Genomic DNA, 12,092 nt, shown 5'->3' on the forward strand with positions numbered 1-12,092 from the left:
AGAAAGAAGAGATGATAGAAATTGATGGAGCGCAAGGTGAAGGCGGCGGACAGATTTTGCGCTCGGCGCTGAGCCTGTCGATGATCACGGGGCAACCGTTTCGGCTGATTAACATTCGCGCGGGGCGGGAAAAGCCCGGCTTGCTGCGCCAGCATTTGCTGGCCGTGCAGGCGGCGGCCGCCATTTGCGGGGCGCGCACGACGCCGGTGGCGCTGCGCGCAACCAGCCTGGAATTCGTGCCTGGCCCCATACGCGGCGGCGATTACCGCTTTGCCATCGGCAGCGCCGGCAGTTGCACCCTGGTATTGCAAACCCTGTTGCCAGCCCTGCTGCATGCGGATGGGCCGTCCACCGTGCGCATCAGCGGCGGCACGCACAATGCCATGGCGCCGCCCGTGCATTTTTTGCAGCGCGCGTATGGCCGCATCCTGGAACAGATGGGCGCCGAGGTAGAGATTGCGCAGCAGCGCTATGGCTTTCATCCCGCAGGCGGTGGCGAGGTGCTGGCCACCGTGCAGCCGTGCCCGCGCTTGCGGCCCATCGTATTGCTGCAGCGCGGCGAACGGAAGGCCGGGTATGCGGAAAGCGTGGTGGCGGGCGTGCATGTGAACGTGGCGCAGCGCGAGCTCGAGCGTGTCGCCAGCGGCATGGGCTGGAGCGGCAAGCAGCTGCGCATCGTCGGCTTGCCGGCGGAGCAGGGCCCGGGCAACGTCTTGCTGCTGACATTGGAGCATGAACACGTCACGGAAGTATTTACGTCGTTCGACGAAAAGTCCCTGCTGGCCGAATCCGTGGCCAAGCGCCTGTTGAACGAGGTGCGCGGCTATCTCAAAACGGACGCGGCCGTGGGCGAGCACCTGGCCGACCAGCTCCTGCTGCCCATGGCGCTGGCCGGTGGAGGTACTTTCAGCTGCAACAAGGTGTCGCAGCACGCGCTGACGAATGCCGAGGTGATTTCCCGCTTCTTGCCCGTGCGTATCACTTTCGAGCAGCAGGAGCGGGCCAGCAATCTGTACGGTGGCCGCCGTCTGACGTACGCGGTGACACAAATACCTGTTGCAGCTGTTCCAAATTGATACATGGGCAGCCAGATGTGGGGTACGCAAGCATGGCATGGCATTTGCTCTTCTTTGGATATTCACTAAAAAAACCAAGGAGACCAGCATGACCTATTCCATCCGCACCCTGCTCGGCGTAGCCGCCGCCGGCGCCGTTGCCCTCACTTCCCTGCTGACCTTGCCGCAAGCTTATGCGCATGGCAATGTCACGCCGCAAGGTGTCGACACCACGGGTTTACCCAAGGTGGGCGACAAGTGGCTCGAGCAAAACCCGTATCGGGGCAACAAACTGGCCCTGACGGTGGGGACATCCGCCTACAACCAGAATTGCGCCCGCTGCCACGGCATTGAAGCCATCTCCGGCGGCATCGCGCCGGACTTGCGCCAGCTGGACCGCGATTGTTTCGGTATCAAGAATGAGACAAAGAAACAGGCTTGCTATAAGGAAACGGACAATTATTTCCTGGCGACTATCCGCCACGGTAAAGTACGCAATGGCGCCGTGTACATGCCGCCGTTCGAAGGCGTGTTCAACCAGGAAGCCATGTGGGCCATCAAGACCTACCTGGAAACCCGCCGCGAATCCAATTAAGCCGAATTGATCACGAAGGAGTCCCATGCGTTCATTTCAATTCCGGGGCACGCGCGCGATGCTCTCGCTCGCTTGCCTGGCGCTGTGCGCAGCCGCGCCGGCGCGCGCCGACTGGCAGAAAGTGCAGCAGTCGGGCAGCCTGAAAGTGGCGGTGTACAACGAGTTCGCGCCGTTTTCCGACAAGGGCACGGGCATCGATATCGACATTGCCGAAGCGCTGGCGAAAAAGCTGGGCTTGAAACTGAGCTTGCTGCCATTTCCCGCCGGCGAAAACCTCAACGATGATTTGCGCAATATGGTGTGGAAGGGGCATTACCTCGGTTATGGCCCCGCCGACGTGATGCTGCACGTGCCGGTCGACAAGAAATTGATGGCGGACAACGACAAGGTCGAGATCTTCGCGCCGTACTACGTGGAAACCGTGCGCCTGGCGCGCAGTGCGCATGCCGTGCCGCAATTCGATGGCGTCGCCTCGCTGGCTGGCAAGCGCATCGGCGTGGAAAAGGTCTCGATCGCCGCCATGCTGATGCTGGGCGAGGACAATGGCAAGTATCGCGACGACGTGCACATCTTCGACACGGCCGCCGAAGCCTTGCAGCAATTGCAAGCAGGCAAGCTCGACGCCGTGCTGGCCAACCGTTCGGAAATCGAGTCGGTGCTGAAAAGCGATCCCGCTTTCCCCTTGAGCGAAGTGGCGTTCGCCCGCTTGCCGCGTGCCGGCTGGGCCGTGGGCCTGGCCGTCAGCAAGCAACAGCTCGATGTAGCCCAGTTACTGCAGGCTGCCATGAACGAGATGGCGGCCAGCGGCGAATTGAAAACCATCTTTGAGAAATATGGCGTGAAGGAAGCGCGACCATAACAGGCCATGTTGAATGACAATAAAGCCCGCGCATCGGAAGAGGCGCGGGCTTTTTCATGAGAACGCCTGAAAAATGTTCAGGGCAAGGCGCATTGCCGCAGGCAGTACGAATAGTACGACAAGGCAATGCAACGCGGCCATGGACTTTTTCTCAGGTGTTCTTAAAACGCGTATTGGGCGCTGACGCCTAACAACCAATTGCGCCCCGGCGCCGCCTCATAGTAGCGCTTGTTGCTGTCGCCGACGATGACGGAGCCCACGTAGGTCTTGTCGAAAAGATTGTTCAGGCGGGCAAATTCCTTGAAGCGCCAATTCCCTACGTTTTGTTTGGCGTTGAAGCGTGCATTGAACACCGTGTAGCCGGGTGCCGGTTTTTCGATGTTGCTGTCTTCCGCGTAGACCTGGTTGCTGGCCACGCTTTCCAGTGCCGCGCCGAAACGGTCGAGCGTGTCTTTCCAGGCCAGTTCCGCGAACAGGTTGGCGCTGGGCACGCCCGGCAAGCGGCTGCCTTCGCGCACGCTGCCAAACGCCTGGTCATACACGGCGTGCAGGCTGGTGATAGCCACTTTTGTCGTGAAGCCATACGGCAGGTTCGAGTCGAGCGACACTTCCATACCCTGGCGTAAGGTCTTGCCCCCATTGCGATAGCTGGTGCGCCCGCCGCTGGAACTGTCCACGACCAGTTCGTCGTTCGTCTTGATCTGGAACAAGGCTGCGTTCACATGCGTGTTGTGATTGATTCTGGCCTTGATGCCCGCTTCCAGGTTGGTGCTGGTGGCCGGTTTCAGCTGGTAATTGAAGCCGCCGCCCGTGCCCGAGTAAAACAGTTCGTTCAGGGTCGGCGCTTCGAAGCCGCGCGCGGCGCTGGCGTAGACGTTGACGTTCGGCGTCAGTTTGTACAGCAGGCCCAGCACCGGTGTCGTGTGGCTGAACTCGAGGCTGCCGCTGTCGTCGCCATTACCGAGGAAATGGTCGTCGACAGCCACTTTCATCTTGCTGTAGCGCAAACCTGCGCTGAGCAGCCATAGCCCGCTTTGCCATTCCGTCTGGATATACGGATCGAGGCTGGAGACGACATCCTGCTCATCGCGGCGCAGCTTGCCCTTCACGCCGAAGGTATTGCCAATGTAATTCTCATAGCCGGTGCGGTCGTCGCTGGAGCGGCCATAGTCGATGCCGATGGTGGTGCTCAGCTTGCCGCCCGCCAACTGGTTCACGTGCAGCCAGTTGGTGTCGATGCCATAGAACTGGCGCTGGAAGTCGACCACGCCGCCCGAATGTTTGAGTACTCCATTAACAGTTTGATTTTGCAGGAACTTGGAGAAGGCCTGGTACTGGATCACGTCGCGGTTGCCGCCATACACCATCACATGCAGGCGGTCCTCGCCGAATGATTGCTCGTAGGTGGCGCCGATTTGCTGGTGGTCGATGCTTTTGCGCGTGTTGTAGCGCTCGGCCAGGGTGCGTTTCGGGTTTTGCGTGTCGCTCGCATCGATTTCGCCGGCGCGCGGGTCGCGTGCAAACGTGGGCCAGGTGACGCCCAGCGGATCTTGCGTATTGCCCTGGTGCAGGCTGTTGGCGACGATGGTCAGCTTGCTGTCTACCGTCGGCTTGATGGTGATCTTGCCGAACGCCTGTTCGCGTGTGGCGGCGCTGTGGTCGCGGAAACCGTCCGTGCGGAAGCGCGAACCGTCGAGCACGTAGCCGATGCCGCCTGCCTGGCCTTGCGCCGACAGGTCCACCTTGCTGGTGCCGAAACTGCCGCCCGTTACGTTCAGTTCGACGGATGGTGGATTTTGCCCATCCCTGGAAAACAACTGGATCACGCCGCCCGAGTGGTTGCCATAGATGGCGGAGAACGGCCCGCGCAGCACTTCGATGCGCTCGGCCGTATCGAGGTTGAAGGTGGCGGCCTGGCCTTGGCCGTCAGGCATGCTGGCGGGAATGCCATCGCTGATCAGCTTGACGACGCGCGCACGCCGAAGGCCGAGCGGGCGCCGAAGCCGAAGCCGCGCGACGAGATTTGCAAGTCCTGCGCGTAGTTCTGGCGGTTCTGCACGACCAGGCCGGGCACGGCGGCCAGCGCTTCCGAGGCATTGACGCGGATTTGACCCTCCTGGATGCGGGCGCTGTCGACGACGTCGATGGAGGCCGGCACTTCCTGGCTGGGGTGGGCGATGCGGCTGCCGCTGATGACCACCGTATCCATGAGTTGCCCGGCGGCCAAGTCAGCGGACTCGGCGGCGAAAACGTGGGGGGCGAGGGTGGCGCTGCCGGCGACAAACAGGCTGGCGATGGTGTTCAGGCGGAAACGATGCTGCATGCGGATTCTCCAATGTGAATAAAAGCCTGCTTGGTCGCGTGCGCGGCGCAGGTCTGCATAGTTGTATCAAGCAATATGCCTGCCATGTCTCCATTGGTGGGCGGAAATTATACGCGTGTCAGTGGCACGGCGTTTGCATACAGCAATTATCAGAGGCGCCGCTAGCGCGCGCTTTTCCTGTGTTTTGCCATTGAAAAGGTGATTATGCCCAACTTCTTCTCGCGCTTGCGCCAGGTGTGCTGGCTGCTGCCCGCGCTCGCCAGCACCGCCGTCCAGGCCGCTCCATTTGCCTATGTCCCCAATGAAAAATCCGGCACCGTGAGCGTGATCGACACGGCGACCGACCAGGTCGTACGCCAGATCGCGGCGGGCAAGCGGCCGCGCGGCATCGCCGCCGACCCGACCGGACGGCAATTGTTTGTCACGGATGCCGCCAGCAGCGCCTTGTTGCTGATCGATAACGCGACCGGCGCGCCCGTGCGCAGCGTAGCGCTGGGCAAGTCGCCCGAAGGCGTCAGCGCTTCGCATGACGGCAGTTACGTGGCCGTGGCCGTCGAGGAAAACAATAGCGTGGCCTTGCTTGATGGCCAGACGGGCGTCTTGCTCGCCGACATCAAGGTGCAGGGACGCAATCCGGAACACGCCGTGTTCAGCCCCGATGGGCGCTGGCTGCTGGTCAGCGCGGAAGAGGCCGAGCAAGTCGACGTCATTGATGTGGCGCAACGCCGTCAGGTGGCGTCCATCGCCGTGGGACTGCGTCCGCGCGGCATCGGTTTCAGTCCGGACTCGGGCCGCGCCTATGTGGCGTGCGAACTGGTCAATGCCGTCTACGTGATCGATATGGCCGCGCGCAAGGCGATTGCCACCATTCCAGCGGGCAAGAATGCCAACGGTATCGCCGTTCAACCCAGCGGCAGGCAGGTGTATGTCTCGAACGGCATCGACGGCACGGTGATGGTGATCGACACGGCCAGCAATCAGGTGACGGCCACCATTCCCGTTGGCAAGCGCCCATGGAACATGGCCATCACGCCCGATGGCGCCAAGCTGTACGTGGCCAACGGGCGCTCGAATAGCGTTTCCGTCATCGACACGGCCAGCGCGCGCAAGGTGGCCGATATTGCCGTGGGCGAATTGCCATGGGGTGTGGTGATTCGGTAGTGGTACAGGGCAGGTGTTCCAGTCTGGTACACCTGTTCCATTGTGCAGCGGCGACGGGGCGCTACGGCAGCAATTGAACCCGCCGATATCGCCACCAGGCCCTTGCAACAGAGGTAAAACCCGCTAAGTTGGGTAGGGGGATGGCGAGCTGGCACGGCATTTGCGGAAGACTGCGTGTACTCACCCCATCTGTACCAGGACGTTTGATTTTAATTAAGTAATTTCATTCTAATTAACCCGATAGAGGACGACATGAATCTCGCAGACATCAGCAAACTGGGCGTAGCCAATCCCTTCAAACAACGCTATGACAATTACATCGGCGGCAAATTCGTTGCACCAGTAAAAGGTGAATACTTTCCCAACATCACGCCGATCACCGGCTTGCCGTTTTGCGAAATCGCCCGTTCCACGACGGAAGACGTCGAGCTGGCGCTGGATGCCGCGCATGCCGCCAAGGAGGCCTGGGGCAAGACTTCGCCTGCCGAGCGCGCCAATATCCTGAACCGCATCGCCGACCGCATTGAACAGAACCTGAGCCTGATCGCCACGGCGGAAACCATCGACAACGGCAAGCCGATCCGCGAAACGATGAATGCCGACATTCCGCTGGCCATTGACCATTTCCGCTACTTTGCCGGCTGCATCCGCGCGCAGGAAGGTTCCGTCGCGCAAATCGATGCGGAAACCTATGCCTACCACTACCATGAGCCGCTGGGCGTCGTGGGCCAGATCATTCCCTGGAATTTCCCGATCCTGATGGCCGTGTGGAAACTGGCGCCAGCGCTAGCCGCCGGCAATTGCGTCGTCCTGAAACCGGCCGAGCAGACCCCCGCCTCCATCATGGTGTTGATCGAGCTGATTGGCGACCTGTTGCCGCCGGGCGTGCTGAACATCATCAACGGTTTCGGCCTGGAAGCGGGCAAGCCGTTGGCGTCGAGCAAGCGCATCGCCAAGATCGCCTTCACGGGCGAAACGGGCACGGGCCGCCTGATCATGGGCTACGCCGCGCAAAACCTGATTCCCGTCACCCTGGAGCTGGGCGGCAAGTCGCCGAACATCTTCTTTGAAGACGTGATGGATGCCGATGATGATTATTTCGACAAGTGCCTGGAAGGTTTTGCCATGTTTGCGCTGAATCAAGGCGAGGTGTGCACCTGCCCATCGCGCGTGCTGATCCAGGAATCTATCTACGAGAAATTCATCGAACGTGCCTTGAAGCGCGTGGCCGCTATCAAGCAGGGCAATCCGCTCGACGCTTCCACCATGATCGGCGCCCAGGCGTCGCAGGAGCAGCTGGAAAAAATCCTGTCCTACCTCGACATCGGCCGCCAGGAAGGTGCCGAAGTGCTGGCCGGCGGCGAGCGCAACACGCAGGCGGGCGACCTGGAAGGCGGCTACTACGTGCGTCCGACCGTGTTCAAGGGCAACAACAAGATGCGCATCTTCCAGGAAGAAATTTTCGGGCCTGTCGTCTCCGTGACCACCTTCAAGGATGAGGCCGACGCGCTGGCGATTGCCAACGACACCCTGTACGGCCTGGGCGCCGGCCTGTGGACGCGCGATGGTTCGCGCGCCTTCCGCATGGGACGCGCCATCCAGGCGGGCCGCGTGTGGACCAATTGCTACCACCTGTACCCGGCCCACGCCGCGTTCGGCGGCTACAAGCAATCGGGTATCGGCCGCGAAAACCACAAGATGATGCTCGACCACTACCAGCAAACGAAGAACTTGCTGGTGAGCTATAGCCCGAAAGCGCTGGGCTTCTTCTAAACCGGCAACAGGCGCCGCCCCTGTTCCTCGGGTGCGGCGCGCAGAAAGGGATGCCATGAGTGCAGCAATTGCCCGGGTGGTCGCCACCGAAGCGGCGCTGGAAATGATGGACAAGTTGCGCCAGCGTCACGGCCCGCTGATGTTTTTCCAGTCGGGCGGCTGCTGCGACGGCAGCGCGCCCATGTGCTACGCGCTGGGCGAATTCGATGTCAGCGATACCGACATCTATCTCGGCAATTTGAATGGCACACCGTTCTACATGGGACTCGAGCAATTCGAGTACTGGGAGCATACCCAGTTGATTATCGATGTGGTCGATGGCAATGGTGGCATGTTTTCACTCGACAACGGCACGGGCAAGCGCTTCTTGACGCGCTCACGCCTGTTCACCGATGAAGAGTGCGCCTTGTTGCATGCGCAGCCGCACGACCACGGCAACACCTGATACATACACATACTAATAACAGAGGGAGATGATTGTGCAGAAAAACATCATGGGGATACTCATCGGTTTGGGCTTGGCATCGCTGGCCCAGGCGGCCGACGTAGGCAATGTCACCACCGCCATGCTCGACAGCACGGCGAAGAATCCGTCCAGCGTGCTGTCGTTCGGCATGGGCACGCAGGGCCAGCGCTATTCGCCGTTGACGCAGATCAATGACAAGACCGTGGCCAAGCTGGTGCCGGCCTGGTCGTTCTCGTTTGGCGGCGAAAAGCAGCGGGGCCAGGAATCGCAGCCCTTGATTCACAACGGCAAGATGTTCGTTACGGCATCGTATTCGCGCATCTTTGCCGTCGACCTGAAAACGGGCGCCAAGCTGTGGAAGTATGAGCATCGCTTGCCGGACGGCATCATGCCGTGCTGCGACGTGGTCAACCGCGGCGCGGCCCTGTACGGCAACCTGGTGATTTTCGGCACGCTGGACGCCTATCTCGTTGCGCTGGATCAAAACACGGGCAAGATCGTCTGGAAGGAAAAGGTCGACGACTACGCGGCCGGCTACTCGATGACGGCCGCGCCGCTGATCGCCGAAGGCTTGCTGCTGACGGGCGTGTCGGGCGGCGAATTCGGCATCGTCGGCCGGGTCGAGGCGCGCAACCCGATGACGGGCGACCTCGTGTGGAGCCGTCCGACCGTGGAAGGCCATATGGGCCACCGCTACGACAAGGATGGCAAGGCCATCGACAATGGCGTGTCCGGCACCGTGAACAAGACCTGGCCCGGCGACCTGTGGAAAACGGGCGGCGCCTCGACCTGGATGGGCGGCACCTACGATCCGCAGACCAAGCTCGCTTACTTTGGCACGGGCAACCCGGCGCCGTGGAACAGCCATTTGCGTCCCGGCGACAACCTGTACTCGTCGTCCACCGTGGCGCTGGACGTGAAAACGGGGCAGATCAAGTGGGCGTATCAGAATACGCCGAACGATGCCTGGGATTTCGATGGCGCCAACGAGTTCGTCACCTTCGACATGGATGGCAAGCGCTACGGCGGCAAGGCCGACCGCAACGGTTTCTTCTACGTCATCGATGCGGCCAACGGCAAGCTGCAGAACGCCTTTCCGTTCGTCAAGAAAATCACCTGGGCCAGCAGCATCGACCTGAAGACGGGCCGGCCGAACTACATCGCAGCCGGCCGCCCTGGCGACCCGACCAAAGGAGAAGAGGGCAAGAAGGGCACAACCGTGTTTGCCGCGCCCGCTTTCCTGGGGGCAAAAAACCAGATGCCGATGGCGTACTCGCCGCAAACCAAGCTGTTCTACGTTCCCGCGAATGAATGGGGCATGGATATCTGGAACGAGCCGATCAGCTACAAGAAGGGCGGCGCCTTCCTCGGCGCCGGTTTCACCATCAAGCCCTTGTTTGACGACTACATCGGCGCCATGCGCGCCATCGATCCGAAGACGGGCAAGATTGTCTGGGAAATCAAGAACAATGCGCCGCTGTGGGGCGGCGTGATGAGCACGGCCGGCAACCTCGTGTTCTACGGCACGCCGGAAGGCTTCCTGAAAGCCGTCGATGCGAAGACGGGCAAGGAGCTGTGGAAATTCCAGACGGGTTCCGGCGTCGTGGCGCCGCCCGTCACCTGGCAGGATGGCGACACGCAATACGTGGCCGTCGTTTCCGGCTGGGGCGGCGCCGTGCCGCTGTGGGGCGGCGAAGTGGCCAAGAAGGTCAACTTCCTGGAGCAGGGCGGTTCCGTGTGGGTCTTCAAGCTGGCGTCGAAATAACGGGGCGAAGCGCCCGGGCCACTCGGATGGGTGTCTCCCTGTCCGCCGGGCGTTTTCTTTTTGCTGACGGCCCAGGCCGTCAGTTTTTTGTTTACCTGTACGCCCGATCAGCCTACTTGCGGTCAAAAAATGAACACTATCAGTGGCGATTGATCCGCTGTTGCACATGTTAAATACATATTTTCTCTTTCTCCCTGTGAGCCGTTCTGGGCACGCTTATTGCCAAAGCTTGAGGTACATCAATCACTGGTGTGCACACTAAAAACAGAGAAGAAAGAGGAGAACAAATGAACACATTGATCAAGCTGGGGAGCCTCGGTGTCATGACGATCGCAGCGGTAGGGCAGGCGCACGCCGTCGATATCAAGGCCGGCGACTGGACCGTGTCAGTGGGCGGCATCGTCAACGCCTATTACACGCAAGTGTCGTGTTCGGGCGATGCGGTGGGCGGGCTGGCGCTGGGCGGCCAGGCGCTCGGTTGCGGCGGAGAGAAGGACCGCACGACGATCGAACGGCTTGCTGCCGAATGGCTTGATCACCTCGGCGTCGTCGCGCCTGGGCGAGTATGACGTGAAAGCCTTGATCGGCATCTACAACTCGACGGCCACGGACAGCGCCATCAGCCAGAACAGCGTGGTCGACGTGCGCCAGGCCTTCTTCACGTTTGGCAATGAGCAGATGGGCACTTTCAAGCTGGGGCGTGACTACGGCATCTTCGGCGCGAACGCGATTCTGTCCGACATGACCTTGTTGGGTTCGGGTGCACCTGTGCAGGCGACACAGCGGGGCCGGGTGACCCTGGGCCATATCGGCGCCGGCTATACGTATCTGGGCAACTATGGCCAGATCATGTACAGCACGCCGAAGTCGGGCGGCTTTGGTGCCGACGTGGCGCTGGTCAGCCCCGTCTCCGATACGCCCATCGTGGCAGGCTCGACTTATTCTTCGAAGTCCAGTCCGCAAGTGCAGGCGCAGCTGACGTATGCGCAGGAAGGCTTGAAAGCCTGGCTGGGCGTGAAGTCGCAAAAATTCACCTCGAAAACGCCTGGTGTCGATGACCTGACCATGCGCGGCGTGGAAGTGGGCGGCTCCTACCAGATGGGCCCGGCCGGCGTATTGGTGAACTTCCAGGGCGGCAAGGGGCTGGGCATCCTGTCCGATGCGGACCAGGGCGATACCAAATCGAAGAACTGGCTGCTGCAAGGCACGTATAAAACGACGGACAAGCTGAAGCTGGGCTTGTCCTATGGCATCAGCAAGAACGACGACAACACGGCCGGCACGGGCGGCTTGAAGTCGAACGCCAACCTGACCCTCGGTGCGTACTACTCGCTCAACAGTGCGATCACCCTGGTGGGCGAGCTGGGGCAGACGCGCTCGAAAGCCTTTGCGGGCGGCGAAGCGAAGATGAATGGCGTGTCTCTGGGCGGCATTATTTTCTTCTAACCAATGAATGCGGCGCCGGAAGCTGCGGCGCCGCGCGGAGCACTATGCATGCGGATACTGCGGTTTTCATCGGATGCTGGCTATTCCTGTTTATCCTGGGGCAGGCGTGGGCGGGCGTGCTCACCAGGGCCGAGCTGGCGCGGCGCTTCCCCGCGCCCCTCGTCGTGGGCGAGAAGGAAGCCGACTTGCCCGTCTGGCCCCTGTTTAAGCAAAACGCCACGGCAACGGAATTGGTCGGCTATGTCTTCGAGTCGGTGGACCTGGCGCCTATTCCCGGCTTTTCCGGCGTTCCCGTCAATTTATTGATCGCCATCAATCCACAGGGCAGTTTTCTCGACGTCGCCGTGCTGTCGCAGCACGAACCCGTATTTCTCGATGGCCTAGGGGAAGCGCCGCTGTTTCAATTCGTCAAACAGTATCAGGGGCTATCGCTGAAACAGAATATCGCCATCGGTGCCCAGAAGAAACGCGCGCCAGATGCGACCCACGCCGATATCGATGGCGTGTCAAAGGCGACGGCTTCCGTGCGCATCATCAACCAGAGCGTGCTGGCGTCGGCCTTGAAAGTGTCGCGCAAAAAACTGGGCTTCGCGCAAGGGCGCGACCCGGACCAGATTGCCCGCATCCGCATGGAGGTATTCGAGAAACG

At 61.0% G+C, this 12,092-nt stretch carries 11 protein-coding genes and 1 pseudogene; 10 read left to right on the forward strand and 2 right to left on the reverse strand.

Annotated elements, in window-relative coordinates; all coding sequences use genetic code 11:
- The first annotated feature begins 11 nt into the window (after positions 1-11).
- From rtcA to ACQVLG_RS11280, 3 genes are all read left to right on the forward strand, one after another.
- Complete coding sequence (gene rtcA, locus ACQVLG_RS11270) at positions 12-1,076, forward strand: RNA 3'-terminal phosphate cyclase (protein WP_474294576.1); 1,065 nt, start codon at positions 12-14, stop codon at positions 1,074-1,076.
- 88 nt (positions 1,077-1,164) lie between these two features.
- Positions 1,165-1,650 (forward strand): cytochrome c-550 PedF, encoded by a 486-nt coding sequence (gene pedF, locus ACQVLG_RS11275; RefSeq protein WP_076573049.1) that lies wholly within the window; start codon positions 1,165-1,167, stop codon positions 1,648-1,650.
- 25 nt (positions 1,651-1,675) lie between these two features.
- Positions 1,676-2,509, forward strand: a complete 834-nt coding sequence (locus ACQVLG_RS11280) for a substrate-binding periplasmic protein (RefSeq protein WP_474294578.1) — start codon at positions 1,676-1,678, stop codon at positions 2,507-2,509.
- A 161-nt stretch (positions 2,510-2,670) separates the two neighbouring features.
- On the opposite strand, the gene ACQVLG_RS11285 is transcribed toward ACQVLG_RS11280, so the two are convergent.
- Entirely contained in the window at positions 2,671-4,443 is a 1,773-nt protein-coding gene (locus ACQVLG_RS11285; RefSeq protein ID WP_474294580.1) for a TonB-dependent receptor family protein, read from the reverse strand.
- Between the two features lie 23 nt (positions 4,444-4,466).
- Positions 4,467-4,832 carry a TonB-dependent receptor plug domain-containing protein gene (locus tag ACQVLG_RS11290; protein WP_474294582.1) on the reverse strand — a complete coding sequence of 122 codons (366 nt, stop codon included), beginning with the start codon at positions 4,830-4,832 and terminating at the stop codon, positions 4,467-4,469.
- A gap of 204 nt (positions 4,833-5,036) precedes the next feature.
- On the opposite strand from ACQVLG_RS11290, the gene ACQVLG_RS11295 reads away from it, so the two are divergent.
- The 7 genes and pseudogenes from ACQVLG_RS11295 to ACQVLG_RS11325 form a co-directional block, all read left to right on the forward strand.
- Positions 5,037-5,993 (forward strand): beta-propeller fold lactonase family protein, encoded by a 957-nt coding sequence (locus ACQVLG_RS11295; RefSeq protein ID WP_474294584.1) that lies wholly within the window; start codon positions 5,037-5,039, stop codon positions 5,991-5,993.
- Between the two features lie 252 nt (positions 5,994-6,245).
- Positions 6,246-7,766 (forward strand): aldehyde dehydrogenase, encoded by a 1,521-nt coding sequence (gene adh / locus ACQVLG_RS11300; protein ID WP_474294586.1) that lies wholly within the window; start codon positions 6,246-6,248, stop codon positions 7,764-7,766.
- Positions 7,767-7,821: 55 nt separating this feature from the next.
- The gene (locus ACQVLG_RS11305; RefSeq protein WP_474294588.1) at positions 7,822-8,211 is read left to right on the forward strand and encodes a DUF779 domain-containing protein; all 390 of its coding nucleotides are present in this window, start codon (positions 7,822-7,824) and stop codon (positions 8,209-8,211) included.
- Between the two features lie 49 nt (positions 8,212-8,260).
- Positions 8,261-9,997 carry a PQQ-dependent methanol/ethanol family dehydrogenase gene (locus ACQVLG_RS11310; protein WP_474295622.1) on the forward strand — a complete coding sequence of 579 codons (1,737 nt, stop codon included), beginning with the start codon at positions 8,261-8,263 and terminating at the stop codon, positions 9,995-9,997.
- Between the two features lie 287 nt (positions 9,998-10,284).
- Positions 10,285-10,566 (forward strand): hypothetical protein, encoded by a 282-nt coding sequence (locus tag ACQVLG_RS11315; RefSeq protein WP_474294590.1) that lies wholly within the window; start codon positions 10,285-10,287, stop codon positions 10,564-10,566.
- On the forward strand, positions 10,514-11,443 hold the full coding sequence (locus tag ACQVLG_RS11320) for a porin (protein WP_474294593.1): 930 nt from the start codon (positions 10,514-10,516) through the stop codon (positions 11,441-11,443). The genes ACQVLG_RS11315 and ACQVLG_RS11320 overlap by 53 nt, the downstream gene beginning before the upstream one ends.
- A 44-nt stretch (positions 11,444-11,487) precedes the next feature.
- Positions 11,488-11,931: pseudogene (locus tag ACQVLG_RS11325) on the forward strand (hypothetical protein); the annotation flags it as partial.
- Positions 11,932-12,092: the final 161 nt, after the last annotated feature.

This window comes from Janthinobacterium sp. TPC_1 (genome assembly GCF_056037845.1).